This is a genomic window from Achromobacter sp. GQ309 (assembly GCF_059759315.1).
Genome location: NZ_JCAXDP010000007.1, coordinates 96703 through 122220 on the forward strand (window position 1 = coordinate 96703; position 25518 = coordinate 122220).

Below are 25518 nucleotides of genomic sequence, written 5' to 3' on the forward strand. Positions count from 1 at the left end.
CTACCCGAAGTAATGCCCGTCCGCTTTCAGCGAACGGGCCAGGAGCCACGCGTTGCGAGGATTTTCCCCCACCCGGCGGATGGCATACGGCCACCAGTCCGCGCCAAACGGGAGATAGACCCTGACGTTATAGCCCAACCGGCGCAGCGCGATCTGCCAGTCCGGCCGCACGCCGTAAAGCATCTCAAATTCGAAACTGCCGGCAGGCCAGCCGCGCTCGCGCGCCAGGTCGATGATGGCGCCGGCCAGCCGGTCGTCGTGCGTGCCGAAGACCGGGTAAAAGCCAGAGTCCCGCGCCTCGCGCGACAGCATGATGGACGCCGCGTCCAGATAGGCCTGGTCGATGCGCGCGCGCCCGGCGTGGTCAAGCTCACGCTCGGGGAACGCACCCTTTACCAGCCGCAGTGAGGTGCGCTGCCGGATCGCCCAGGCCAGGTCCTCCGGCGTGCGGCGCCGCCGGGCCTGCAGCGTGAGGCCGGCGGGGATGCCCGCTTCCAACAGCGTGCGATGCAGCGTGCAGGTGCGGTCGCGGATGCTGGAATCTTCCATGTCCAGCACCAGCCAGTCGCAGCCTTGGCCGCCAAAGCGCTGCACCGCCGTGCCGATGCGCCGCGCGTTTTCCTCGCCCAGCGTGTCATCGCGCATGTAGCCGATGGCAGTCGGATCGACGGAGACGTGCACGTCCAGGCCGGCCGCGGCCAGCGCCCGGCACGCGTCGACGGCCTGATTGACGTTATGGTCGATTGCAGCGCGGTCCGCCACGTATTCGCCCAGATAGAAGAGCGAGGCGCGGATGCCGTGCGCCTCGCGCAGCTTCACGGCGGTCCGCACGGCCTCGTCCACATCGGCGCCGCCGACGAAACGGCGCGCCAGCGACGTCCGGGCGGCCATCGCCCGCATCATGTGGCCGACCGCCGGGCTGCGGGCCAGCGCAATCGTGGTCTTCTGGAAAATGCTCATTGCCTCACCGCGCAAAGCGGCCACTATGCGGCGGCTGCGGGCGCCTGTCTTGAACGCCCGTGAATGCGTGGCCAGGCATTACCTCCCTCCGGCGCAAGGCCAGCGCCGGACGTGAGCACCCGTGAATGCCCGGCTAGGCCTTGCCTGCCGCCAGCGCGCGTCCGGCGCCGAACAGCGGCCGCTGCACGGTCTGCGCCAGCAGCACGCCCGCCAGGGTGACCGCGCCACCCAGCAGGTGATAGCTGTGCAGGCGTTCGCGCAGCATCACGAAGGCGGCCAGCGCTGTGAAGAGCGGCAGCAGGTTGATGAAAATGCTGCAGCGGTTGGGCCCCAAGCGCTGCACGCCTTCGATCCACAGATACGACAGCAACACCGACGAGAAGATGCCGGCATACAGAATGAGCGGCACCGTATTGACGTCCAGCGCCGCTTGCGCTGCCGGCACGCGCAGGTAGAGCGGGAACATGTAGATCAGCGCGAAGATGGACTGCACGAAGGTGGACTGCCAGGCGGGCACCGGCACCTTCCAGTGGCGCAGCAGCACGCCGTACAGCGCATACGACAAGGCGGCCAGCAGCATCAGGCCGTCGCCCACGTGCACGCCATGCTGGAACACGCTGAGCATGTCGCCCTGCCCCACCAGGTACAAAAGGCCCAGGAACGACAACGCGCCGCCCGCGGCCATGCCGAGCGTCAGCGGATCGCGCAGGATCACCACGCTGAGCAGCATGCTGAGCAGCGGGATCAGCGCCGTCAGGATGGCCATGTTGGTGGCGGTGGTGGTCTCTGCCGCCCGGTAGGACAGCGCCTGGAACACGGCCGCCGACAGCGCGCCGTACAGCGCCAGCTTGGGCCAGTGCCGCATGATGACCCGCCGGTTGCGCCACGCCGGACGGGCCGTGAACAGCCCCATCAGGAACAGCGCCAGCAGCAGGCGGTAGAAGGTGATGGCGGTGGGCGAGATGGCGCTGGCGGCCATCTTGGAGACGATGACGTTGCCCGCCCAGAACAGGATGGCGAACAACGGAAAGAGAAAGGACATGGCGATGAACTCGAAGGATGGATCGGCTCCTTCGCTGCCGCCGATTGCGGCGGCGAGCAAAGGATGATCGCTATCCTATTGAGCCGGCATCAGCCCGTCTGCCGATGAAATGGCATCGGCTATTGCGAAATGGACATTGCCTGTTGCGGCGCGCAGGGCGACAGAGGCAGGGCTCAGGCGCCAGGCTCCAGGTTCGGGCTTAGCGGTCAGGGCTTGAACGGCGCCGGGTCCAGCGGCAACTCCATTCCCCCCATCTGCGCGGTCAGCAACGCCGCGCTGCCGCAGGACAAGGTGAAGCCCAACGCCCCCTGCCCCACGTTCAACCACAGATTGTCCGCCGCGGGGCTGCGGCCGATCAGCGGCTTGCCGGTCGGCGTGGCCGGGCGCAGGCCCGCCCACGGAATGGCCTGACGCAGGTCGAGCTGCGGGAAAGCTTCGAGCACCTGCTGCTTGAGCAGACTGATGCGCGCCGGGTCGATGTCGGCGTTGTTGCTGCCGATGTCCACCATGGCCGCGATCCGCAGCACGCCGCCCACGCGGGCGTAGACGATGCGCCGTTCGTAATCGGTGACGCTGATGCGGGGCGCCACGGTGTCGTCCGGCGCCAGCGGCACGGTCAGGCTGTAGCCCTTCAAGGGATAGAGCGGCACGTCGTGGCCCAGGGGACCGAGCAACGCCCGCGTGCCGATGCCGGTGGCCAGCACCACGGCATCCGCGCCGATGTCGCCGTCGCGCGTATTGACCGCGACGATGCGGCGGCCTTCGCGCTGCAGGCCGGAGACGGGGTTGGACATGGCGCACTGCACGTTACCCATCGTTTGCAGACGGTCGAACAGCGCTTCGGTGAACTGCCGGCAGTCGCCGGCTTCTTCGCTGGGGGTATAGATGGCGCCCGCCAGGCTGGCGCCCATGCCGGCCAGCGCGGGTTCGCGCGCCACGGCCTGCGCGGCGTCCAGCACCTGTTGGTCTGCGCCGTGCGCCGCCTGGTAGGCCACCAGCGCGCGCGCCTTTTCCAGCAGATCGGGGCTGCGGTACGCAATGAGCTTGCCGTTCTTCAGGTGGCCGAACGCCAGGTCTTCCTGTTCCAGCAGCGAATGCATGACGTCGCGGCTAAGGTAGGACAGCGTCAGCATCTGCGCGGTGGACGCCTTGGCCACCGATGCGCGGCAGGCCAGCGCGAACTGCAGGCACCAGCGCCATTGATGCGGGTCCAGCCGGGGCCGGAATCGCAGCGGCGAGTCATGGCGCAGCAGCCATCCCGGCACGCTGGGCAGCACGCCAGGCCCGGCAAGCGGCGCCACATAGCTGTAGCTGAGCTGGCCGCCGTTGGCATAGCTGGAGACTTCCGCCGGGCGGGGCTGGCTGTCGACCAGCACCACCTCATGTCCCTGGCGCGCCAGGAAATAGGCCGACGTCACACCGACCACGCCGGCGCCGATCACACAAACGCGCATACCGTTATCCAAGAAGACCGCGAACGGGCCCATTCTGTAACGGCCGCCCCCGCGCCGGCAAATGCCAAACGCCGCAGGGGCCATAACCAAACATCATGCCCGGGGCTTCAGGCCACCCGATGCAGCTTGATGATGGCGGCGGCGGTGGGTTCGCGGACCAGATCGGCCAGCGTGTAGCCATTGAGCGTGTCGTAGAACGCCTGCAGGGTCTTCGCCAGCACGCCGGACAGCCGGCACACGCCATCCAGGGCACAGGGCGGTTCGCGGCAATCGATCAGGGGGCCCTGCTGTTCGAGTTCCCGCACCAAATCGCCCACCCGGTACTCCGTGGCGGGACGGGCGAGGCTGAGCCCGCCGCCCTTGCCGCGCGTGGTGCTGACCCAGCCGCGCTGCGACATGAAGTGCACCACCTTCACCAGATGATTGCGGGACAGGCCGAAGCGATCCGCGATCTCGGGAATCGTGACGGCGACGGGCCGGTCGCGGCATTGCGTCAGATACATCAGGACGCGCAGGCCGAAGTCGGTGAATCGGTTCAGTTGCATGATGGGTGGGGAGCGTGGCCCGGGCGGCCCGGAAACATCAGGCCGCCAGGATACACCGCTCAGGCGCCGGGGCCGCCAGTGCCGAACGCCTCGGCGTGGATGCGGTCTTCGGCCACGCCCAGCCCCAGCAACGCTTCACGCTGGGCACGCATGAAGGCCGCCGGTCCACACAGGTAGTAATCGGCGCCGGGGACGATGGCTTCATCGCGAATGGCGTGCAGGTCGACGCGCCCCGTGTGGTCGTAGTCGCGGCCGGCCTGGTCGCCGTGGCCCACCTCTTCGTAGAACACCGCCTTGCGCACGTTGGCGCGCGACGCCGTAATGTCGTTCACGTGCTCGCGCATGGCGTGCACCGAGCGGTTGCGGCAGCCGTGCACGAAGCGGATCTGGCGTTCGTCGTTGGCGCGCACCAGGTGGTTCAGGATCGACACCATGGGCGTCAGGCCCACGCCACCGCTCAGCAGCACGACGGGGGCATCGCCGTCTTCGCGCAGGTGGAAATCACCTTGCGGCGGCGCCACGTCCAGCACGCCGCCCTCTTCCAGACGGTCGTGCAGCGCGTTGGACACGCGGCCCGCCGGCGTCTGATCGCCGGCCGGCTCGCGCTTGACCGAGATGCGCAGGCGATCGTGGCCCGGTGCGTCCGACAGGCTGTATTGGCGCGGTTGCATCAAGCCCAGTTCCGGCACGAACACGCGCACGGACACGTATTGACCCGGGCGGTATGCCGGCACGGTGCCGCCGTCTGCAGGGGCCAGGTAGAAAGAAGTGATTTCGGCGCTTTCGGGCTGCTTGCCCACAACGCGGAACGCGCGCCAGCCCGTCCAGCCGCCCGGCTTGTTGGCCGATTCCGCATACAGACGCGCCTCTTCGGCGATCAGCAGGTCCGCCAGTTGGCCATAGGCCGCGCCCCAGGCATCGACAAGCTCGTCGGTGGCGGCATCGCCCAGCACTTCACGGATGGAAGCCAGCAGATGCTTGCCCACGATGGCGTAGTGTTCGGGCCGGATGCCCAGGCTGACGTGCTTGTGCACGATGCGCGTCACCACCGGCATCAGCACCGAGGGATCGTCGATGTGCTCGGCATACGCGGTCACCGCGCCGGCCAGCGCATGCTGCTGCGCGCCGCCCGCCTGGTGGGCCTGGTTGAACACGTGCTTGAGTTCCGGATTGTGCTGGAACATGCGCGCGTAGAAATGCTTGGTCAGGGCGACGCCATGAACCTTCAGGACAGGGGCCGTGGCCTTGACCAGCTCGCGGATTTGGGGGCTCAACATCAACTGCTCCTTGAATGGCGAACGGGCTCGCCTTTAAACATATATTCATAATACATCTTTAAATCCGAACGGCGAAATCGGCTTGGCGACGTCGTGCCCCGGCCCGGTTTACACTTCCCGATTACCGCAACACCACAAAGGTTTACCGATGAGCACTGCTACGCTCAAGACCCGCCTGTCCGACGCCGTCAAGGACGCGATGCGCGCCAAGGCCAGCGAGCGCCTGACCACGCTGCGTTTCCTGCTGGCCGCCGTCAAGCAGAAGGAAGTCGACGAACGCCGCGACCTGTCCGACGCCGAAATTACCGCCATCATCGAAAAGCAGGTCAAGCAGCGCCGCGAGTCGATCGCCGCGTTCGAGCAGGCCGGCCGCACGGAAACCGCCGAGCAGGAAAAGGGCGAACTGGCCGTGCTGCAGGAATTCCTGCCCCAGGCCGCCACCCCCGAGGAAGTGGCCGCCGCCATCGACGCCGCACTGGCTGAAGTCGCCGCGCAAGGCGTGACGGGCGCGCCCGCGATGGGCAAGGTGATGGCAATCCTGAAGCAGAAGCTGGCCGGCCGCGCCGACATGACGGCGCTGTCGCAACAAGTGAAGGCCCGCCTGTAAAGGTCGCGTTGTCGGGCCCGCATCCCATAGGGCCCGGCTTTAGAAGGCCCCTCCAAACAGATCCGGCTGGCGCGACTGCTCGCCCGGATCTGCGAAGTTGCTCATCCCCACCCCCGCCAGCCGGTACAGCGTGTCCGGCGGCAGTTCCACGCGATCGCACAGCAGCCGTGCCAGCGCGGCCAACTCCATGGCGGACGTTGGCGGCTGGGCGCAGGTCTGGCTGCGCGTCAGGATGCGGAAGCGGTCGGTCTTCAGCTTGAGCACCACCGTGCGTCCCAAGGCGCCCTTCTTCAGCGCCTGATCCCACACCTTTTCCGCCATGCGGTCCAGGGCGTCGCCCACGGCCTCCAGCCGGACGTCGTTGGAAAACGTGGTTTCGGCCGACACCTGTTGCAACGGCTGGTCGGTCTGGACCTCGCGTTCGTCGATGCCGCGCGCCAGCTCGTACAGCCGCCGGCCATAGCGGCCGAAGTAGTGCTCCAGCTCCTGCGCGCTGTGCGTGGCCAGGTCGCCCACGGTCTGGATGCCAAGCTGCTCCAGGCGCGCCTGCGTGACCTTGCCCACGCCCGGCACCTTGCGCACGGGCAAGGGCTCCAGGAACGCCAGCACCTTGCTGGGCCGCACCACAAAAATGCCGTCGGGCTTGTTCCAGTCCGACGCGATCTTGGCCAGGAATTTGTTCGGGGCTACACCGGCCGACGCGGTCAGTCCGGTTTCCTCGCGGATCTGCTGGCGAATCACCTGCGCCACCTCGGTGGCCGATGGCAGCCCGCATTTGTTGACCGTCACGTCCAGGTAGGCCTCGTCGAGCGACAAGGGTTCGATCAGGTCGGTATGTCGGGCGAAGATCTGCCGCACCTGTCGCGACACGTCGCGGTAGCGGTTGAAATCGGGCGGCACGTAGATCGCGTGCGGACAGAGGCGTTCGGCCTTGATGGCCGACATGGCGGAATGGATGCCGTAGCGCCGCGCTTCGTAGGACGCCGCGCACACGACCGAGCGCGGTCCGGTCCAGGCCACCACCACTGGCTTGCCGCGCAGGTCGGGATTGTCGCGCTGCTCCACGGACGCGTAAAACGCATCCATGTCCACATGCACGATTTTGCGCGCAGACTGCGCCGACGCCTGCCCCGTCATGACCTCAATCCCGTGGCAAAAACATATATTATGACCGGCGGCAATCCGCTATCCCTTCTCGCCCACGACGGTTCCATGACTGCACCCGCCTCCGCCAAAACCGACTATTTCGGCCTGACCATTCCCTTCATGAGTTTCATCGGCCTGGTGCCGGAAAGCATCGCGCCCGCCTATGCCCGCACGACGCTGCCGTGGCGCGAAGACCTGACCAACAGCCGCGGCGACGTGCACGGCGGCACGCTGATGAGCGTGCTGGACTTCACCCTGAGCGCCGCCGCACGCGGCTCCGCGGACGCCACCGAGGGCATGGCCACCATCGACATGAACACCACGTTCCTGTCTCCCGGCACGGGCGACCTGGTCATCGAAGCGCGTTGCCTGCGCCGCGGCGCGTCCATCGCCTTCTGTGAGGGCGACATCCGCCGCGCCGACGGTGAACTGGTGGCGCGCGCCACCGCCACCTTCAAGATCATCCGCCGCCGTCCGGGCGGCGACTGATCTTTTTTCGTCCTGCCTTATTTCGGCAGGTCGCGCGTCGGCTTGACGGGCGGGCGCGGATCCAGCGGCATGTACGTGCTGCACGACACCAACCCGTAATACACCGCGTCCTGCATCGCGCGCATGGCAGCGGGGTCCCACGTGCCCTTGCCCCACATCACGATGCGCACGTCCGTGGACTTCGGCCCCTCGGACTTCAGGTCAACGCGCGACATCTCGCGATCGGAATACGGCGCCAGCACGCGCACCACACCGGATTGCGCGCTTTCGTTCAGGTCGGAAACGACGCGGTAGGCGTTGTCGGTGCTGCGCAGGCACGCGTTGGACTGGCGGATGACCGCATCGTAGGCGTCCTTGAAGGCCACCGGCGCCTTGAATTCGCTGTGCGGCGACGCGCTGTCCGGCGAAATGCCGAGCGAGCAGCCGGCCAGCCCCAGGGCCAGCGCCGAGGCCGCGACCAGATTCCTGTACATGTAAATCTCCAGAAGAAGTGCCGCGATTATCCCGCAAACCGCCTGGCGGCATAAGTGGCGCCGGATCGGCGGGGCCGGTTCGACACCCCTTGCGCGGCTATGGCATTATCGACCAGCCTATTTGCAACGCGGATCGACATCACGGAGGTTTCCCCTTGTTCTCATTTCTGCGCACCGTCCTGGCTGCCGGCATCGTCGGCGCCTCCCTGGGTGCCTGCGCCACGCAGCCGCCTCCCCGCGCCTATCCCCTGAAAGATTTCTTCCGCAATCCCGAGCGCGGCTATTTCCGGCTGGCCGACGACGGCCAGACGCTATCGTTCATGCAGCCCACCAGCGTGGACGGCAACCCCGCCCGCATGAACATCTACGTGCAGCCGCTGCAAGGCAGCCAGCTCGTGGGCGAGCCGCGCCAGCTGACCAGCGAGACCGCGCGCGACATCAGCGGCTATTTCTGGAAAGGCCCGGACGTGGTGCTGTACCAGAAGGACTTTGGCGGCGACGAAAACTTCCACGTCCTGGCCGTCAACGCCAAGACCGGCAAGATCACGGACCTGACCCCGTACGAGGGCGTGCGCGCCGGCATCGAGGACGACCTCGAAGACGACCCCGACCACGTGCTGATCAGCCACAACCAGCGCAACCCCGAGGTCTTCGACGTCTACCGCGTCAACGTCCACACCGGCGCGGCTGTGCTGGTGGCGCAGAATCCGGGCAACATCGTCGGCTGGCAGACCGACCACGCGGGCAAGGTGCGCGCCGCCGTCGCCAGCGACGGGCTGAACACCACCCTGCTCTACCGCGACGACGAAGCGTCCGACTTCCGCCCGCTCATCACCACCGACTACCGCACCAGCGTCAGCCCCGCATTCTTCACGTTCGACGACAAGAAGTTCTACGCGCTGAGCAACCGCAATCGCGACAAGCTCTCGCTGGTCGTCATCGACCCGGCCACGCCGGACGCCGAGGATGTCATCTTCACGCCCGAGGCCGTCGACCTGGACGGCGCCGCGTTCTCGCGCAAGCGCCGCGTGCTGACCGTGGCGTCCTACCAGACCGACAAGCCGCAATACAAGTTCTTCGACGCGGAAACCGAAGCGCTGTACAAGACGCTTGCCGATCTCCTGCCGGGTTACGACGTCGTCATCCAGGGCGGCAACCGCGACGAGAACAAGTTCATCGTGGCGGCCTACAACGACCGCACGCCCGGCGCGCGCTACATCTACGACGCCGTGGCCGGCACGCTGACCAAGCTGGCGGACCTGAACCCGGCCATCCCCGAAGCTGACATGTCGCGGGTGCAGCCCATCAGCTATCAAAGTCGCGACGGCCGGACCATCCATGGTTACCTCACGCTGCCCGCCGGCCGCGACCCCAAGAACCTGGCCTGCGTCGTCAATCCGCACGGCGGCCCGTGGGCCCGCGACGGCTGGGGCTACAACCCCGAAGTGCAATTCCTGGCCAACCGCGGTTTCTGCGTGCTGCAGATGAACTTCCGCGGGTCCACCGGTTACGGCCGCGACTTCTGGGAAGCCGGCTTCGGGGAATGGGGCCTGAAGATGCAGGACGACATCACCGACGGCGTGCAATGGCTGGTCGAGCAAGGCATCGCCGACCCCAAGCGCATCGGCATCTATGGCGCCAGCTACGGCGGCTACGCCACGCTGGCCGGCGTGGCCTTCACGCCGGACCTGTACGCCGCGGCCGTGGACTACGTGGGCGTATCGAACCTCTTCACGTTCATGAAGTCCATTCCGCCGTACTGGAAACCCATGCTGGACAAGATGCAGGACATGGTGGGCGACCCGGTGCGCGACCGCGACCGCCTGACCGCAACTTCACCGGCGCTGCACGCGGACAAGATCAAGACGCCGCTGCTCGTCGCGCAGGGCGCCAAGGATCCGCGCGTGATCAAGGACGAGAGCGACCAGATGGTGGCAGCGCTCAAGGCCCGCGGTGTGGACGTGGAATACATGGTCAAAGACAACGAAGGCCATGGCTTTCACAACGACGAGAACAAGTTCGAGTTCTACGAGGCCATGGAGAAGTTCCTGACGGAACACCTCAAGCCGTAGTCCCTGCGGTTTCCGCTTCCAGGGCATTCGCGGCGGCCGGCAGGCCGCCGCTTGTCTTGACGACGCCGCGGCCGCTCCAGGCCATTTCCACGCGGTCCCGCCCCTGCTCCTTGGCCCGGTACAACGCCACGTCGGCCCGCGCCAGGATGACGTCGGCGCTGTCGCCCGGCTGATAGGACGCCAGCCCGCCGCTTGTGGTCAGCTGCACTTCCAGCCCCTGCAGATAGAGCGGCATGTCGCGCAAGGCGTCGCAGACGCGCTGCGCCTGCACCAGCGCGCTCGCCGGATCGCAGTCGTACATCAGCAGCACGAACTCCTCGCCGCCCAGGCGGCCGAAGCGATCGCTCGACCGGACCGCATTCTGCACCACGCGCGCGAAGTGACGCAGCGCGGTGTCGCCGCCCGCGTGGCCGTAGCGGTCGTTGATGGATTTGAAGTGATCGATGTCCAGCACCAGCACCGCCAGCTTGCCGCCCGTGCGCTCACAGCGCAGCAGCTCGTGTTCAAGCTCGTCCATGATGCTGCGCCGCGAATAGGCTTGCGTCAGGCTGTCGAATGTCAGCGCGGCCTGCATCTTTTCCGCCTGGCTGGTCTGGATCATGAAGAGCAGCGCCAGGAAGAGTCCGGGCACCGTGACCGAGCCGCACACAATGAAAAAGAGGCTCCACGCCGACGGCTGCAGCAGCGACACCGGCGTCTCCACGCCCGCGCCGTAGACATATCCGCGCAGCGCGTGCAACGCCACCACCCCGAAAAATGCCAGCAGCAGATACAGCACGACGCCTTTCGTCTTGATGCGCCTGCGCTGCCGGAAGATGACGGCGCCGGTCGCTGCCATCAGCACGCAGGTGTAGACGGAATACAGCACCATGCGCCACACCAGGCTGTCGCTGCGGTACAGCAGCAGGGCAAAGCCGAAGGTGCAGAGCGAGCACAACAAGGTGGTGCGCAGGATATGCGGATGCATGCCGAAGAACTGGCGCACGCCGATGTACACCAGCGCGGCGGAACAGGCCCAGGCGGCGTTGGACACCATCACATAGGCGGCGGGCGGGATCATCTCGGCCGACGCGTAGGCCAGCAGAGACAGCACGGCCAGCGCGTTGGCCGCCATGAACGCAGGCACGCCTTCGACGCCGCGGACGTGAAAGGGCAGCAGCAACGGCAACGCCAGCGCCGTGGCCAGGCCCCACATCAGGAAAAACAAGCTAGTCGTCATGGTTCGCTCGGGCTCAGGCTTGTCGGCCCGCCCCGCCGTTGGGACTGCAGTTGCACTGGGTTCGCGCAAGCAAAGCGCGTTACACGTCAGCATTCTTGATGCTTTTTGTTACGAGAATGGCGAAAGGACGCGCATGACGTTTGCCCTGTTGGGCACCGCGCGTCCGTCCGACCAGAACCTTTACCGCCGCGCCAAGACGATTGCACGGCCTGCGACGAGAGAATACGCCAAGGCGCCTTCGCCGTGACGCCCCCTTTGCAGTAATTGACAGTTAACTTGGGCAATCTTCCGTAAAGTTCCATCCGTCGATGGCGCAGCATAAGCGCCGCGATCACGCCCAACGGGCGTGGCGCGTACTAGCCATGCACTCCGATAGCGCGAGTGCGAAGGTCCCCGTAGCGGGCGCCGCGCAAGTCCCAATCAAACGTTCATTTCCGCGCTGCAGGCGCCTGGTTCGCCTGCGGCCGCCCTTGCCGGGTGCTCGCGCCCGTCCGGCGTGGCGGAGCCATGGACGCCCCGAATTGCCACTGCGGATGTCATACAGATGCCAATCGAACGAACCAGGCGGTCAAACGCCGTTGGACCCAGACTGAACTTGATGGCGGCCAGCGCAATGCTCGCGCCCGTGCTGACGCTGGCCGCCCCGTCAAGCCACTACGACGCGCTGATCGAGCGCGCTCGCGCCGGCGACTACGAACCTGCGCTGGAAATGCTGCGCGCGCAGGGCAGCGCCGCGGGCATGCGGCCCGTTTACGACCGGATCGTCATCGCCGGCTGGGCGGGCAAGCCTGACGAAGCCATCGTCGCGTACGAGACGCTGCCGGCCGGCGCCGTGCTGCCGGCCAACGTCCAATTGGCCGTGGCGCGGGCCTACCGCGACCAGCAGCGCTGGCCGCAGGCGCTCGACGCCTACCGCCAGGGGATGCGCCGCCATCCAGGCGAAGCCGCCTTCGCGGCGGGCGAGATCATGACGCTGGCGGACGCCGGGCAATTCCCAGCCGCGATCGCCGCAGGCGAGAAACGCATCGCCCGTCAGCCGCGCGACGCCGACGCCCGGCTGGCGCTCAGCTACGTCTACGCGCGCCAGTCCCAACCATTTGAAGCCCTGCATCAGGCCGACCAGGCACTGGCGCTGGCGCCCGCCACGCCCTACGTGCTGCGCGAATACATCCGGGCGCTTCAGAGCGCGCGCATGGCCGACGTGGCGCTGGACTGGGCGCGTCGCCATGAAACGCTGTTTACCCCCGCCCAGATGCGCGCCCTGCAGGCCGACGCACTGGCGCAGGAGGCGCGGCTGGCGGCCATGCCCGCGCGCGGCGAGGCCGAACGGTTTGCCATCGCCGACCGCGCGCTGGCCGGCTACGACGCCGCGATTGCCGATTGGCGCAAACTGGGCGACGACGCCCGCGCCGACGTGCTGCGCGCCCGCATCGACCGCCTGCACGCCCTGCACGCCCGGGTGCAGATGCAGACGCTGATCCAGGAGTACGAGGCGCTGCTGGCCGAAGGCATCGACGTACCGCGCTACGCGCTGAGCGACGTGGCCTCCGCCTATCTGTACCTGCGCCAGCCCGAGCGCGCCCGCGACCTGTACCGGCAGGTGGCCGCCAGCGACAGCGCGCCCGGCGACGATCCGGCGCAGCGTCTGGCCACGCAGACCGGCCTGTACTACGCGCTGGCCGAAGGCGAACAATTCGACGAAACGCCCCCGATCACGGACGCCGTCCAGGCCGGCTACGCCCCCTGGCTTTACTACAAGGGCCAGGCCACGCGCATGCCCAACGACCTGAACCTGGAAAGCCGCCAGACGCTGGCCGCCACGCACCTTCAGGCCGACGACACCATCGAGGCCCACCAGCGCCTGGCGCAGATGGTGCAGCAGGCGCCCAACAATTCCGCGCTGCGCAGCGATCTGGCCACCGTCCACCGCGTCCGCTCGCAGCCCCGCGCGTCGGAAATCGAACTGAAGCTGGCCGAAACGCTGGCGCCGCGCGACCTGGCGGTGGAGAACGGCCAGGGCTTCACGGCGATGGACCTGCAGGAATGGCGTCAGGCCGAAGCGCTATCCGCCGACACGCTGGCCCGCTCGCCCGAAAACCTGACCAGCCGGCGGCTGGCCCGCGAGTGGGAGGTCCACCGCAAGGCCGAGCTGCGCATCACCGGCTACCGCGGCCTGGCCTCGGACAGTCCGGTCACCGGCAACGGCGATTTCGGCATCGACGCGGTGTTGTATTCCCCGCCCATGGGCTACGACTGGCGCGTCTTTGGCGGCGGCGGCTACGCATCGGGTGACTTCGAGGAAGGCCGCGGCATCTACCGCTGGCTGCGCACCGGCGTGGAATGGCGCGTGCGCGATCTGACGGTGGAAGGCGAAGTCTCCACCAACGACTACGGCCACGGCGTCAAGCCCGGCGCGCGGCTGTCCGCCGCCTACGACCTGAACGACCACTGGCAGGTGGGCGGCTCGGCCGAAATCCTGTCGCGCGACACGCCGCTGCGCGCGCTGACCAACGACGTCTCGTCCAACGGCCTGTCGATGTACGTGCGCTGGCGCGCCGACGAGCGGCGCGAATGGACCCTGTCGGCCGCCCCGTCCCGTTTCAGCGACGGCAACACCCGTTGGGCATTCGCACTGACTGGCCGCGAGCGTGTCTACACCGCGCCGCACCTGAAGGCCGACCTGGAATTGGGCCTGTCCACCCAGCACAACAACCGCGACGACGCGCCCTACTTCAACCCCAGCGCCGATTTCCTGGCCCTGCCCGGCGTGCGGCTGACGCACACGCTGCACCGCCGCTACGAAACCGCATGGGAACAGATCGGCACGCTGGGCGCCGGCACTTACAGCCAGCAGGGCTACGGCACGGGCGGCGTCGTCGCGCTGGGCTACGGCCAGCGCTACCGCGCGAACGACGTTCTGGACATGGGCTTCATGGTCACCGGCACCAGCCGGCCCTATGACGGCGAGCGCGAGCGTGAACTGCGCGTCGTCTTCGACCTTGCCTACCGCTTCTGACCTGGCTTTTCCGGAAACGACATGATGCTCAAACTGCATACCCGGCTGCTCCTGGCCGGCATCCTGTTCCTCATGATTCTGGCGCTGACCGCCTGCGCCAAGGACATCCCCGTCTACACGCCGCCCGCCGAACGCCCGGTCGCGGCCATCGACAAACCGTGGGTCAATGGCCAGTTCCTGGCCCTGGCCTATCACGACGTTGAAGACGACGACCCCGATCAGGCCTTTCTCAGCGTGCGCACGGACCGGCTCGCTGAACAGCTGGCCTGGCTGCGCGCCAACGGCTATGAGGCCGTGTCGGTGGATCAGATCCTGGCCGCCCGGCAAGGCGGCAAGCCGCTGCCCGACCGCGCCGTGCTGCTGTCGTTCGACGACGGCTATCGCAGCTTCCATACCCGCGTGCTGCCCATCCTGAAAGCCTACGGATGGCCGGCGCTGCTGGCGCCCGTGGGCGTCTGGATGGACACCCCGTCCGACCGCCCGGTGGATTTCGGCGGCACGCCCGAGGCCCGCGACCGCTTTTTGAACTGGGACGAGATCCGCGAGATCTCGCGCTCCGGGTTGGTGGAAATCGCCGCGCACACGGACGCCTCGCACTACGGCGCGGTGGCCAATCCGCAGGGCAACACCGAGCCGGCCGCCGCCATCCGCGCCTTTGATGCGCGCACCGGCCAGTACGAGACCGAGGCGCAGTTTGACGCCCGCATGGGACGCGACGTGGCCGCCATCACGGAAAAGATCCGCGCGGCCACCGGCAAGAAGCCCCGCGTATGGGTCTGGCCCTATGGCGCGGAAGGCGGCTCCACGCTGCGCATCACCGCCGAGAACGGCTACGAGATGGCGCTGACGCTGGAAGACGGCCCCGGGCGCCTGTCCCGCCTGATGTCCACGCCGCGCATGCTGCTGGCCAGCGATCCGGCGCTCAAGTCCTTTGCCAACAGCGTGGTGGGCATGGAGGCCGCCCCCTTCATGCGCGTCGCGCACATCGATCTGGACTACGTCTACGACCCGGACCCGGAACAGACCGACCGCAACCTGGGCGTGCTGGTGCAGCGCATCCTGGACATGCAGATCAACACGGTGTTCCTGCAGGCCTATTCCGACCCGCAGGGCGATGGGCTGGTGAAGTCGCTGTACTTCCCGAACCGCTGGCTGCCGATGCGCGCAGACCTCTTCAACCGTGCCGCCTGGCAACTGCACAACCGCGCCAACGTGATGGTCTACGCATGGATGCCCGTGCTGGCCTTCGACATGGACCCGGCCTTGCCGCGCGTCGAGCGCTGGGATCCGGACACCGGACTGGTGGCGCCCGACCCGGACCAGTACCTCCGCCTGTCGCCCTTTGACGCCACCGTGCGCGCGCGCATCGGCGATCTGTACGAAGACCTGGCGCGCCAGGCGATCTTCGACGGCATCCTGTTCCACGACGACGCGCTGCTGTCGGACTTCGAGGACGCCAGCCCCGGCGCGCTGGCCGCGTACCGCGCGGCGGGGTTGCCGGGCAGCATCGCGGAACTTCGTGCGGATCCGGACACGATGCAGCGCTGGACCCGCTACAAGAGCCGCCATCTGGTGGACTTCACCCTGGCGCTCGCCGAGAAGGTGCGCGCCGTGCGTGGACCGCAGATCAAGACGGCCCGCAACATCTACGCGCAGCCCATCCTGAATCCGGAAAGCGAAACCTGGTTCGCGCAGAACCTGGACGACTTTCTGGCCGCCTACGACTGGACCGCGCCGATGGCGATGCCGCTGATGGAAAACGTGGCGCCCGGCAAGGAAAACGCGTGGCTGGACGCGCTGGTCGACACCGTCGCCCGCCGGCCCGGCGCGCTGTCCAGGACCGTGTTCGAACTGCAAAGCCGCGACTGGCGCACCGGCCCCGGCCGGCCCGACGCCACACCGGTGGACACCGACGTGCTGGCCGGCTGGATGCGCCGCCTGCAACTGCGCGGCGCCCGCAGCTTCGGCTACTACCCCGACGACTTCTCGCAAGACCAGCCCCGGTTGCAAGGCATCCGGCCCGCCATCTCCGAAGCCTGGTATCCCCTCCAATGACTGATCGATTGATTGCCCTGCTGATTCTCTGCGCGGTGCTCGGCGCGCCGTTTGGATTCACCTTGATGCTGACCGGCGAAGCGCTGCTGGGCTTCGTATTCTTCTATCCGCTTTTCATGTCCGGCATGTGGATGGCGGGCGGCATCTACTTCTGGTGGCACTGGGAGCGCCACTGGGCATGGGGGGCTGAACGCACCCCGCCCGAACTGGCCGGCTCGCCGCTGGTGTCGATTCTGGTGCCGTGCTTCAACGAAGCCGACAACGGCGAAGAAACCCTGCTGGCGGCGCTGAACCAGAACTATCCGCACATCGAGGTCATCGCCATCAACGACGGGTCGACCGACGGCACGGCCGCGCTGCTGGACCGCATGGCCGCCGAACACTCGCGCCTGCGCGTCGTGCATCTGGCGCAGAACCAGGGCAAGGCCATGGCGCTGCGCATGGGCGCGCTCGCGGCCCGCAGCGAATACCTGGTGTGCATCGACGGCGACGCCCTGCTCGATCCCGATGCCGCCGCGTATCTGGTGGCGCCGCTGATCGACAACCCGCGCGTCGGCGCCGTCACCGGCAACCCGCGCATCCGCACCCGCTCCACGCTGATCGGGCGCATCCAGGTTGGCGAGTTCTCTTCGATCATCGGGCTCATCAAGCGCACGCAGCGCGTGTACGGGCAGGTCTTCACGGTGTCGGGCGTCGTCGCGGCGTTCCGCCGCGTGGCGCTGGACCGCGCGGGCTACTGGAGCCTGGACATGATCACCGAGGACATCGACATCAGCTGGAAGCTGCAGCGCGACCACTGGTCCATCTTCTACGAACCGCGCGGCCTGTGCTGGATTCTGATGCCCGAAACCCTGCGGGGGCTGTGGAAGCAGCGGCTGCGCTGGGCGCAGGGCGGCGCGGAAGTGTTCCTGAAGAACCTGCGCTCGATCTGGAACTGGCGCCACCGCCGGCTGTGGCCGCTGATGGCCGAATTCTGCCTGTCGACCGCCTGGGCATTCGCGTTCGGGCTGTCGGTGGTGCTGTGGCTGGTCAGCCAGGTCGTCGCGCTGCCCAACAACATGCAGATCGCCAGCCTGCTGCCCCCGGCCTTCACCGGCATGATGCTGGCGGTCGTGTGCCTGCTGCAGTTCGCCGTCAGCATCCTGATCGACCGCCGCTATGAGCCGGGCCTGGCGCGCGCGCTCTACTGGGTCATCTGGTATCCGCTGGCCTACTGGATGGTGAGCCTCTTCACCACGCTGGTCAGTTTCCCCAAGGTCATGCTGCGCAAGCAGGCCCAGCGCGCCCGCTGGACCAGTCCCGACCGCGGCATCAAATCACCGGAGGCATCATGATCATCACCACGAAACGCTCGCGCGCGGGCTATCTGTTCGACTTCGCGCTGACCGCCTTTGGCTGGTTCGCGTTCGTCTACCTGTTTGGCGCCGGCATCCTGGCCATTCTGCGCGGGGCCGCCAGCGGCCCGGACGCGCCGCTGTTGCCCGTCTTTCTGCCGACGGTGCAGACCTTGTGGGGCTACGCCGTGCTGGCCGTGGTCAACGCGGCGGTGCTGGTGGCGTGGGCCGTGTACAACCACCGCCGCTTCGGCGGCAAGGACCGCCGCAAGGCGATCCGCCCGCTGACCGACCAGCGCCTGGCCAAGAGCTTTGAAGTCAGCGCCGACCAGTTGACGCAACTGCGCGCCACCCGCGTCGCCGTGATCCACCACGGCAGCGCGGGGCAGATCGACGGCATCGAACACCGCCTGCCGCGCCTGCAATCGCTGCGGGCGGGCTGACGGAACGGCGGGCCTACACCCGCCGCATCTTCGGCAACAGAATCGCCACCACGCCCAGCAGCGGCAGATACGCACACAACTGATAGACGTAGCCGATGCTGGTGGCATCGGCCACCCTGCCCAGCACCGCAGCGCCCAGGCCGCCCATGCCGAAGGCAAAGCCGAAGAACAGGCCCGCGATCATGCCCACCTTGCCCGGAACCAGCTCCTGGGCATAGACCACGATCGCGGAGAAGGCCGACGCCAGCACCACGCCGATGATGACGACGAGCACGCCCGTCCAGAAGAGATTGGCGTGCGGGAGCATCAGCGTGAAAGGCGCCACGCCCAGGATCGACACCCAGATCACGATCTTGCGGCCGATGCGGTCGCCGACCGGTCCGCCCACCACGGTGCCCACCGCGACGGCAGCCAGAAACAGGAAGAGATACAGTTGCGCCTCGCGCACCGACAGCGCGAACTTGTCGATGAGGTAGAAGGTGAAATAGCTGTTCAGGCTGGCCAGGTAGAAGTATTTCGAGAACACCAGCACGCCCAGCACCCCCAACGCGCCCAGCACCTGATTGCGCGTCAACCCGTTGCCCGCGCCCTCGCGCCGCGCACGCGGTTTGAGCAGCACGCGGTTGGCGCCATACCAGCGCCCGATCCACATCAGCACCACGATGCCGAACAGCGCCGCCAGCGAGAACCACGCCACGCTGCCCTGCCCATGCGGAATGATGAACAGCGCGGCCAACAGCGGCCCCAGCGCCGACCCCACATTGCCGCCCACCTGGAACAGCGACTGCGCCAGCCCGTGCCGCCCGCCCGACGCCATGCGCGCCACGCGCGACGATTCCGGGTGGAACACCGACGAGCCCGTGCCCACCAGCACCGCCGCCACCAGCAGCCAGCCAAACGACGGCGCCGTCGACAGCATCAACAAGCCCACCAGCGTGAAGCCCATGCCCACGGGCAGCGAGTACGGCTTGGGGTTCCGGTCGGTATAGAAACCGATGAACGGCTGAAGCAGCGACGCGGCAAGCTGGTAGACCAGCGTGATCAGCCCGATCTGCGTGAACGTCAGGCTGAACGAGTCCTTGAGCATGGGATAGATGGCGAGCAGGATCGACTGGATCATGTCGTTCATCAGATGCGCCACGCTGATCGCGCCCAGCACCTTGAAGGCGGTGGAGGGATCGGAGGCGGCGGGCGATCCCGCGGCGGGCGACCCTGCGGCAGAGGTCGAGGCAGACAGGCCGGCAGCGGGATTCTGGACGGAGTTCATGAGTCGCACGAAGAAAATGGACAAGCCGGCCACACGCCGGAACCAGGCATCAGTGTAGAAATCCGGCGCCGGCGCGATCTGCCATTTTTCGTCGAGAAAGTGACAACCGCTATGCCAACCCAATGGCAGAATAGGCGCCATGCGCTTCCCGGCGCCTCCTCATCCTTTTGTCGGAAGTGACACCATGGTCGTCCGCCCTCCCCCCGATCCCGCCCGCAGCATCAACGCGCAGGACTACCAGCATCGTCCGCGCGTCGTCACGGCGATGGCCAAGGAATTTTCCCCCGGCGCGCAGACCGGTCCCCATACGCACCCGCGCGCCCAGCTCATTTATGCCGTCGAAGGCGTGATGCGCGTCACCACGCCCAGCGGCTTCTGGGCCTTGCCGCCGCTGCGCGCGCTATGGGTGCCGGCGGGCGTGCCGCACGGCGTCGACATGGTCGGCGCGGTCTCGATGCGTTCCCTTTACATTCAGGCCGACGCGGCCCGGGACTACTGGCCCGAGTGCCAGGTGATCGAGGTCAGCGGCCTGCTGCGGGAATTGATTCTGGCGTTGACGGCCGAGCCCATCGACTACCCGCTCGGGGGACGGGTCGAGCAGATCGCGGGGTTGATCCTGGCTGAGCTGGCCGCCGCGCGCATCGTGCCCATTCAGATCCCGTGGCCGCGCGACCGGCGCCTGCAAGCCATCTGCGCGGCCATTCTGGACCAGCCCGGCCTGCAACGCGGCATCGAGGACTGGGGAAGCGAAGTCGGCGCCAGTGCGCGCACGCTGATCCGATTGTTTCAATCCGAACTAGGACTGAATTACAGACAGTGGGTGCAGCAGGTGCGGCTGGCTGATGCGGTGTGCCGGCTGTCGATGGGCGTGCCAGTGGCGCGCATTGCGGCGGACCTCGGCTACCGCAGCGCCAGCGCCTTCTCCGCCATGTTTCATCGGGCACTGGGCGCCCCACCCCAGCGTTATCTGCAATCCGTCCCCGGGGCCTCGCCAACCTGAACAAAAGCTGAATATCCACTCACATGGGCAGATTTCGTTACCGAAACCTTATTGCGCCCTGGGCGGTCTATAGCGTTCTGCCCTAGAATCGCCTGCAATGAGCAATCCCCAGCAATCCTCCGCCAACCCGGGCGGCAAATCGGGCCTCCCCTGGAAACCTCTCCTGGTTAAAGCGGGCATCGCCGCCGCCGGCGCAGCCGTGTGCAGCGCCGTCGTGCTTGGCCTCGCACTGGCCCTGGCGTGGCCCAGCCTGCCCGACCTGCACGCGATGACCGACTACCGGCCACGCGTGCCCCTGCGCATCTACACCGCGGACAAGGTGCTCATCGGCGAATACGGCGAAGAGCACCGCAACGTGCTGCGTTTCGACGAAATCCCCCCGGTAATGCGGCAGGCCGTTCTGGCGGCCGAGGACGACCGTTTCTACAGCCACGGCGGCGTCGACTGGATGGGCGTCGCACGCGCCGTGCTGACCAACATCGTCAAGGGTTCCAAGTCCCAGGGCGGCAGCACGATCACCATGCAGGTCGCGCGCAATTTCTATCTGTCGTCGGAAAAGACGTATTCGCGCAAGTTCTATGAACTGCTGCTGACGTTCAAGATCGAATCCGAGCTCACCAAGGACCAGATCCTCGAGCTCTACATGAACCAGATCTACCTGGGCCATCGCGCCTATGGTTTCGCGGCCGCCTCGCGCACGTACCTGGGCAAGCCGCTGTCGGAGGTCACGCCCGCCGAAGCCGCCATGCTGGCCGGCATTCCGAAGGCGCCCTCGCGTTTCAACCCGATCACCAATTACCCGCGCGCCGAGATCCGCCAGCATTACGTGCTGGGCCGCATGAAGACGCTGGGCTACCTGACGCCGGAGCAGACCGACGAAGCCCTGCAACAGCGCATCACGATCCGCGGCGCGGACGGCAGCAGCACGCGCGGCTTTGCGGTGCACGGCGACTATCCGGCAGAACTGGCCCGCCAGCTGATGTATGGCGTGTTCCAGGAGAACACCTACTCGTCGGGCATCGACGTCTACACCACGATCGATTCCAAGGCGCAGGAAGCGGCTTACCGCGCCGTGCGCGACGGCATCATCGACTACACCCGCCGCGCCGTCTATCCGGGCCCGGAAGACCAGGTCGAGCTGCCCGACGGCGTGGAACAGGACCCCCAGGCGCTCGACGAGATCCTGGACGGCGTGCAGGAAAAGTCGCCCGACAGCGAAGACCTGCTTGCCGCCGTCGTGCTGGCCGCCAGCCCCACTGAAGTCACCGTGGCGCGCAGCGGGCGCGACATCATCACCATTTCGGACAAGAAGGCCCTGGCGGTCGTCGCCCGCGCGCTCAATCCCAAGGCCAGCGACACCCAGCGCATCCGGCGCGGTTCGGTCGTCTACATCCACAAGAACGGCGACAACTGGGAAATCATCAACATGCCGGCGCTGCAGGCTGCGCTGGTGTCGATGGTGCCGCAGGATGGCGCCATCCGCGCCATGATCGGCGGCTTCGACTTCAACCGCGGCCACTTCAACCGCGTCACGCAGGCATGGCGCCAGCCGGGCTCGAACATCAAACCGTTCGTCTATGCGGCTGCGCTGGAACGGGGCCTGACGCCCGCCACGCAGATCTCCGATCAGCCCTTCATGCTGACGGCCGAGCAGACCGGTTCCAAGGCCTGGCAGCCCAAGAACGACGGCAACAAGTACGAACCCATGCTGACCCTGCGCCAGGGGTTGATGCGCTCCAAGAACATGGTGTCGATCCGCATCCTGCAGGCGATTTCACCGCAGTACGCACAGGACTACCTGACGCGCTTCGGCTTCGATAAATCACGCTGGCCGGCCGTGTTGCCGCTTGCGCTGGGCGCGGGTGGCGCCACGCCGCTGCAGGTCGTCAATGGCTACAGCGTGTTTGCCAACGGCGGCTACCGCGTCACGCCCTACCTCATCGACCACGTCACGGACCGCTCTGGCAACGTGCTGATGAAGACGCAGCCCGTCGTGGCCGGCGACGCGCAGGCGCGCGCCATCGACCCGCGCACGGCATGGGTCATGGACGACATCCTGCGCGATGTCACGGTCAACGGCACCGCCGCCCGTGCGCATCAGGTGCTCAAGCGCAACGACATCGGCGGCAAGACCGGCACCACGAACGACGCCGTCGACGTCTGGTTCTCGGGTTTCACGCAGACGCTGGCCACCACCGTCTGGATGGGCTTTGACCAACCCAAGTCGCTGGGCACCAACGAGTTCGGCAGCGGCCTGGCGCTCTCCACCTGGCTGGACTACATGCAGCCCGTCCTGAAGGACGTGCCGCAAGCCAAGCCGGCGCCGCGCCCCGACGGCCTGCTGGTCGACAACGGCGAATACTATTTCTCCGAATTCCCGCCGGGCCAGGCGGTGGCCTCGCTGGACCTGTCTTCCGGCGACGCGCTGACCGACTTCCTGAACAACAACCGCTCGACCGACGGCGTCGACACCTCGGTCAAGCCGCTGCCTCCCGGCGGCGCCGCGGCTCCCGAAGGCAGTCCGATTCAGCCGCCGCTGATGCCGATCCCCGTGCCCCGTGCAGACGCCGCCCCCGTTCCGCAGGCGCAGGCCATGCCCGCTGCGGGCGGCGTGCAGACGCCAGCCGTCCCTGCCGCAGCCGCGCCAGCCGATTCGGCGGGCGTAAGCGCCAGCGCCGTGACAGCCCCCGGCGCGGTGACTGCCCGGCCGCTGTAAAAGCTGCGCATCTCGCAAAAACGGGCGCCTCGGCGCCCGTTTTGCTTTGTTCCGTCCGTCCTACTCGGCGGCCGCGGCCTCGGTCACGACCTCGCGGGGCCACGCCTGCAGGGATTCAAGATTCAGAAACGTGAAATAGCCACCGTTCCAGCCTTCGGTATCGATGTGATACACGTTGCCCAGCGCCAGCGGCGACGCCACCGGGGTGTGCCCCGCCACCACCGCCCGCACGCCCAGGATGCCGGTTCGGTCCATCTGGCGCAGACGGTCGCGCGACCACTGGCACGCCGCGCTGGTGCGCTTATAGCGGTCCTGCAACGCGGACTCCAGCCGGGGCCAGAACAACACCGGGCAGTCGGCATGCAGCAGTCCGACCGCGCCCGACGACGTTTCCACTTCGATGGCAATCGGCAATTGGGTAAAGGCTTCGGCAAACACCTGCTGCCGCTCGGCGGGCAGATCCAGAAACCAGCCACCGCCATAACCGCGCCAGTTCGTCACGTCCACCTTGCCGGTGCGCACATGCCGAATCGCGTAGTCCTCGTGGTTGCCTTGCACCGCGTAGAACCAGGGCTTGGCCAGCCAGTCCAGCGCAGCCTCGTTCTCGGGTCCACGGTCAACCAGATCGCCCACGGAAAAAAGCCGGTCGCGGGTGGGGTCGAACCCCAATTCATCCAGCGCCTGTTGCAGGCGCGAAAAATGTCCATGCACATCGCCTACCGCAAAATCGCGGCCGGATTCGTTGCGCGGAACCTTGAGAAAACGCTGCTCCATGATGATTCGGGAATACCGCAAGGAAAAATCTGACCCTTCTTTTTAACCCGCTTTGGTCCGTCCCCACGGCCAGCCTCGTTACCGAAAGGGTCAAATAGCGTTACGAGAATCGAACTTGTTCGTGATAATGTTTTCTCCTTTCCCGTACTGCCCTGAAAAGGAGTGGCGCCAAGCCGCTTCCCGCCGTCGCCATGACCGCCGCGTCCACCATCAAAACCTGGTATCTCGTCCATAAATGGACCAGCCTGGTTTGCACGATCTTCCTGCTCATCATCTGTCTGACCGGTTTGCCGCTCGTGTTTCATCACGAGATCGAGCATTGGCTCGACGACGGCAAGCCCTTGTCCGCGGTGCCTGCGGACACCCCGCCCGCCAACCTGGACAAGCTCGTGGCCAACGCGCGAGCCATGTACCCGAACGAAGTCGTCGACTACCTGTCGTTCGACCCGGATGAGCCGCAGGTCTTCGTCGGCATGGCGAAGACGCCCGGCGACGGACTGGCCTCGGGCCACGCGATCCGCATGGATGCCCGCACGGGCGATGTGCTGCTCGATGGCCCGCTTTATACCGAAGACAAGTTTTCGTTCATGGGCATCATGCTGGCGCTGCACGTGGACCTGTTCGCGGGCCTGACCGGCGAGCTGTTCCTGGGATTCATGGGCCTGCTGTTCTGCGTGGCCATCGTGTCCGGCGTCGTGCTGTACGGCCCCTTCATGAAGAAGCTGGAATTCGGCACCGTGCGCGCCACGCGCTCGACGCGCCTGAAATGGCTGGACCTGCACAACCTGCTCGGCATCGTGACGCTGGTGTGGGCGCTGGTGGTGGGCTTGACCGGCGTCATCAACGAACTGTCCACGCCGCTCTTCCGCCTGTGGCAATCCACCGAACTGCCGCGCGTGCTGGAACCCTACAAGGGTCAGCCCATCCCCACGCAGCTCGCGTCGGCGCAGTTGGTGGCGGACACCGCGCGCAAGGCCATGCCGGGCAACGAGGTTTCTTTCATCTCCTTCCCCGGCAACGCCTTCGGCAGCCCGCAGCACTTCATTGCGTGGATGCGTGGCGACTCGCCCCTGACGTCCAAGCTGAACACGCCCGTGCTGATTGACGGCCGGACCGGTGCGCTGACGACAGTGGCGAAAATGCCGTGGTATCTGACCGCGCTGGAAGTTTCGCGGCCGCTGCACTTCGGCGATTACGGCGGCCTGCCGCTCAAGATCATCTGGGCGCTGCTGGATCTCGTCACCATCGTGGTGCTGGTGAGCGGACTGTATCTGTGGCTGGCCCGGCGCCGCGCCACCGAAGCGCGCATCAACGAACTCATCAAGAAACACCAGGCTGCGGCCCCGCAAAGGACGCCCGCATGAGCCGCTCAACGAGTAAAGGCAGCCGGGGCTTCCTGTTCGTGTGGGGCGTGCCGATCCTGCTGGGTGCGCTCAGCAGCTTTGGCTTGCTGGCGGCCCTGCTGGGCACCGGCGCCTGGCATTGGGCGTCCTGGACCGCGCTGAGCATCCTGCTCGTGGTCATCGTGCGGTACTGGGTGTTCCCGCTCAAGCACTAGCCGAACACATCGCGACGATGGCGGTCCCGCAGACCGCCGCCCGGCCGATGGCGGCCCCGCCAATCGCGGCT

21 protein-coding genes are annotated in these 25518 nt (G+C 66.9%); 11 read left to right on the top strand and 10 right to left on the bottom strand.

Annotated features, from left to right (window positions below; genetic code table 11):
- The 5 genes from AC6CIE_RS21595 to hmpA form a co-directional block, all read right to left on the bottom strand.
- Entirely contained in the window at positions 1-960 is a 960-nt protein-coding gene (locus AC6CIE_RS21595; RefSeq protein ID WP_367351844.1) for a proline dehydrogenase family protein, read from the bottom strand.
- Positions 961-1093: 133 nt separating this feature from the next.
- Positions 1094-2002: a DMT family transporter gene (locus AC6CIE_RS21600; RefSeq protein ID WP_498093899.1), complete on the bottom strand. Its 909-nt coding sequence runs from the start codon at positions 2000-2002 to the stop codon at positions 1094-1096.
- 206 nt (positions 2003-2208) lie between these two features.
- Positions 2209-3456 (bottom strand): D-amino acid dehydrogenase, encoded by a 1248-nt coding sequence (locus AC6CIE_RS21605; RefSeq protein ID WP_239213870.1) that lies wholly within the window; start codon positions 3454-3456, stop codon positions 2209-2211.
- Positions 3457-3563: 107 nt separating this feature from the next.
- Positions 3564-4001 (bottom strand): Rrf2 family transcriptional regulator, encoded by a 438-nt coding sequence (locus AC6CIE_RS21610; protein WP_175185039.1) that lies wholly within the window; start codon positions 3999-4001, stop codon positions 3564-3566.
- Positions 4002-4060: 59 nt separating this feature from the next.
- Positions 4061-5278, bottom strand: coding sequence for an NO-inducible flavohemoprotein (hmpA, locus tag AC6CIE_RS21615; protein WP_218343390.1), 1218 nt, complete (start codon positions 5276-5278; stop codon positions 4061-4063).
- A 148-nt stretch (positions 5279-5426) separates the two neighbouring features.
- On the opposite strand from hmpA, the gene AC6CIE_RS21620 reads away from it, so the two are divergent.
- The gene (locus AC6CIE_RS21620; RefSeq protein ID WP_056569773.1) at positions 5427-5885 is read left to right on the top strand and encodes a GatB/YqeY domain-containing protein; all 459 of its coding nucleotides are present in this window, start codon (positions 5427-5429) and stop codon (positions 5883-5885) included.
- A gap of 39 nt (positions 5886-5924) precedes the next feature.
- On the opposite strand, the gene dinB is transcribed toward AC6CIE_RS21620, so the two are convergent.
- Positions 5925-7022, bottom strand: coding sequence for a DNA polymerase IV (gene dinB, locus AC6CIE_RS21625; RefSeq protein WP_498093901.1), 1098 nt, complete (start codon positions 7020-7022; stop codon positions 5925-5927).
- Between the two features lie 75 nt (positions 7023-7097).
- Between dinB and AC6CIE_RS21630 the strand changes: the two genes are divergently transcribed.
- On the top strand, positions 7098-7520 hold the full coding sequence (locus AC6CIE_RS21630; protein WP_175124060.1) for a PaaI family thioesterase: 423 nt from the start codon (positions 7098-7100) through the stop codon (positions 7518-7520).
- A 17-nt stretch (positions 7521-7537) separates the two neighbouring features.
- Here AC6CIE_RS21630 and AC6CIE_RS21635 read toward each other — a convergent pair whose 3' ends face one another.
- Positions 7538-7993: a BPTD_2524 family lipoprotein gene (locus AC6CIE_RS21635; RefSeq protein WP_175124059.1), complete on the bottom strand. Its 456-nt coding sequence runs from the start codon at positions 7991-7993 to the stop codon at positions 7538-7540.
- Between the two features lie 155 nt (positions 7994-8148).
- Here AC6CIE_RS21635 and AC6CIE_RS21640 point away from each other — a divergent pair, with 155 nt between their 5' ends.
- Entirely contained in the window at positions 8149-10065 is a 1917-nt protein-coding gene (locus tag AC6CIE_RS21640) for a S9 family peptidase (protein WP_498093903.1), read from the top strand.
- Here the strand turns inward: AC6CIE_RS21640 and AC6CIE_RS21645 are convergent.
- Positions 10055-11284, bottom strand: coding sequence for a GGDEF domain-containing protein (locus tag AC6CIE_RS21645; RefSeq protein ID WP_175124057.1), 1230 nt, complete (start codon positions 11282-11284; stop codon positions 10055-10057). The genes AC6CIE_RS21640 and AC6CIE_RS21645 overlap by 11 nt on opposite strands.
- A 613-nt stretch (positions 11285-11897) precedes the next feature.
- On the opposite strand from AC6CIE_RS21645, the gene pgaA reads away from it, so the two are divergent.
- The 4 genes from pgaA to pgaD are packed head-to-tail and all read left to right on the top strand — an operon-like array spanning position 11898 to position 18132.
- The gene (pgaA, locus tag AC6CIE_RS21650) at positions 11898-14300 is read left to right on the top strand and encodes a poly-beta-1,6 N-acetyl-D-glucosamine export porin PgaA (RefSeq protein ID WP_498093905.1); all 2403 of its coding nucleotides are present in this window, start codon (positions 11898-11900) and stop codon (positions 14298-14300) included.
- 21 nt (positions 14301-14321) lie between these two features.
- The gene (pgaB, locus tag AC6CIE_RS21655; RefSeq protein WP_498093907.1) at positions 14322-16355 is read left to right on the top strand and encodes a poly-beta-1,6-N-acetyl-D-glucosamine N-deacetylase PgaB; all 2034 of its coding nucleotides are present in this window, start codon (positions 14322-14324) and stop codon (positions 16353-16355) included.
- The gene (gene pgaC, locus AC6CIE_RS21660) at positions 16352-17689 is read left to right on the top strand and encodes a poly-beta-1,6-N-acetyl-D-glucosamine synthase (RefSeq protein WP_191576948.1); all 1338 of its coding nucleotides are present in this window, start codon (positions 16352-16354) and stop codon (positions 17687-17689) included. Before pgaB ends, pgaC begins: the two co-directional genes overlap by 4 nt.
- Complete coding sequence (gene pgaD / locus AC6CIE_RS21665) at positions 17686-18132, top strand: poly-beta-1,6-N-acetyl-D-glucosamine biosynthesis protein PgaD (RefSeq protein WP_498093909.1); 447 nt, start codon at positions 17686-17688, stop codon at positions 18130-18132. The genes pgaC and pgaD overlap by 4 nt, the downstream gene beginning before the upstream one ends.
- Positions 18133-18145: 13 nt before the next feature.
- On the opposite strand, the gene AC6CIE_RS21670 is transcribed toward pgaD, so the two are convergent.
- Positions 18146-19399, bottom strand: a complete 1254-nt coding sequence (locus tag AC6CIE_RS21670; protein ID WP_175124052.1) for an MFS transporter — start codon at positions 19397-19399, stop codon at positions 18146-18148.
- Positions 19400-19583: 184 nt separating this feature from the next.
- On the opposite strand from AC6CIE_RS21670, the gene AC6CIE_RS21675 reads away from it, so the two are divergent.
- On the top strand, positions 19584-20399 hold the full coding sequence (locus AC6CIE_RS21675; protein ID WP_175124051.1) for an AraC family transcriptional regulator: 816 nt from the start codon (positions 19584-19586) through the stop codon (positions 20397-20399).
- 97 nt (positions 20400-20496) lie between these two features.
- Positions 20497-23115 (top strand): penicillin-binding protein 1A, encoded by a 2619-nt coding sequence (locus AC6CIE_RS21680; RefSeq protein ID WP_286939345.1) that lies wholly within the window; start codon positions 20497-20499, stop codon positions 23113-23115.
- A gap of 60 nt (positions 23116-23175) precedes the next feature.
- On the opposite strand, the gene AC6CIE_RS21685 is transcribed toward AC6CIE_RS21680, so the two are convergent.
- Entirely contained in the window at positions 23176-23889 is a 714-nt protein-coding gene (locus AC6CIE_RS21685; protein ID WP_175124049.1) for a metallophosphoesterase, read from the bottom strand.
- A 191-nt stretch (positions 23890-24080) separates the two neighbouring features.
- Between AC6CIE_RS21685 and AC6CIE_RS21690 the strand changes: the two genes are divergently transcribed.
- Together AC6CIE_RS21690 and AC6CIE_RS21695 are read left to right on the top strand one after the other, a co-directional pair.
- A complete protein-coding gene (locus tag AC6CIE_RS21690) occupies positions 24081-25253 on the top strand; it encodes a PepSY-associated TM helix domain-containing protein (RefSeq protein WP_175124048.1) in 1173 nt (390 codons plus the stop codon).
- On the top strand, positions 25250-25447 hold the full coding sequence (locus AC6CIE_RS21695; RefSeq protein WP_498093912.1) for a hypothetical protein: 198 nt from the start codon (positions 25250-25252) through the stop codon (positions 25445-25447). The genes AC6CIE_RS21690 and AC6CIE_RS21695 overlap by 4 nt, the downstream gene beginning before the upstream one ends.
- Positions 25448-25518 lie beyond the last annotated feature (71 nt).

Coding starts and splice junctions, on each gene's coding strand:
- AC6CIE_RS21595 (WP_367351844.1), bottom strand. CDS start 960: ATGAGCATTTTCCAGAAGACCACGATTGCGCTGGCCCGCAGCCCGGCG.
- AC6CIE_RS21600 (WP_498093899.1), bottom strand. CDS start 2,002: ATGTCCTTTCTCTTTCCGTTGTTCGCCATCCTGTTCTGGGCGGGCAAC.
- AC6CIE_RS21605 (WP_239213870.1), bottom strand. CDS start 3,456: ATGCGCGTTTGTGTGATCGGCGCCGGCGTGGTCGGTGTGACGTCGGCC.
- AC6CIE_RS21610 (WP_175185039.1), bottom strand. CDS start 4,001: ATGCAACTGAACCGATTCACCGACTTCGGCCTGCGCGTCCTGATGTAT.
- hmpA (WP_218343390.1), bottom strand. CDS start 5,278: ATGTTGAGCCCCCAAATCCGCGAGCTGGTCAAGGCCACGGCCCCTGTC.
- AC6CIE_RS21620 (WP_056569773.1), top strand. CDS start 5,427: ATGAGCACTGCTACGCTCAAGACCCGCCTGTCCGACGCCGTCAAGGAC.
- dinB (WP_498093901.1), bottom strand. CDS start 7,022: ATGACGGGGCAGGCGTCGGCGCAGTCTGCGCGCAAAATCGTGCATGTG.
- AC6CIE_RS21630 (WP_175124060.1), top strand. CDS start 7,098: ATGACTGCACCCGCCTCCGCCAAAACCGACTATTTCGGCCTGACCATT.
- AC6CIE_RS21635 (WP_175124059.1), bottom strand. CDS start 7,993: ATGTACAGGAATCTGGTCGCGGCCTCGGCGCTGGCCCTGGGGCTGGCC.
- AC6CIE_RS21645 (WP_175124057.1), bottom strand. CDS start 11,284: ATGACGACTAGCTTGTTTTTCCTGATGTGGGGCCTGGCCACGGCGCTG.
- pgaA (WP_498093905.1), top strand. CDS start 11,898: ATGCTCGCGCCCGTGCTGACGCTGGCCGCCCCGTCAAGCCACTACGAC.
- pgaB (WP_498093907.1), top strand. CDS start 14,322: ATGATGCTCAAACTGCATACCCGGCTGCTCCTGGCCGGCATCCTGTTC.
- pgaC (WP_191576948.1), top strand. CDS start 16,352: ATGACTGATCGATTGATTGCCCTGCTGATTCTCTGCGCGGTGCTCGGC.
- pgaD (WP_498093909.1), top strand. CDS start 17,686: ATGATCATCACCACGAAACGCTCGCGCGCGGGCTATCTGTTCGACTTC.
- AC6CIE_RS21670 (WP_175124052.1), bottom strand. CDS start 19,399: ATGAACTCCGTCCAGAATCCCGCTGCCGGCCTGTCTGCCTCGACCTCT.
- AC6CIE_RS21675 (WP_175124051.1), top strand. CDS start 19,584: ATGGTCGTCCGCCCTCCCCCCGATCCCGCCCGCAGCATCAACGCGCAG.
- AC6CIE_RS21680 (WP_286939345.1), top strand. CDS start 20,497: ATGAGCAATCCCCAGCAATCCTCCGCCAACCCGGGCGGCAAATCGGGC.
- AC6CIE_RS21685 (WP_175124049.1), bottom strand. CDS start 23,889: ATGGAGCAGCGTTTTCTCAAGGTTCCGCGCAACGAATCCGGCCGCGAT.
- AC6CIE_RS21690 (WP_175124048.1), top strand. CDS start 24,081: ATGACCGCCGCGTCCACCATCAAAACCTGGTATCTCGTCCATAAATGG.
- AC6CIE_RS21695 (WP_498093912.1), top strand. CDS start 25,250: ATGAGCCGCTCAACGAGTAAAGGCAGCCGGGGCTTCCTGTTCGTGTGG.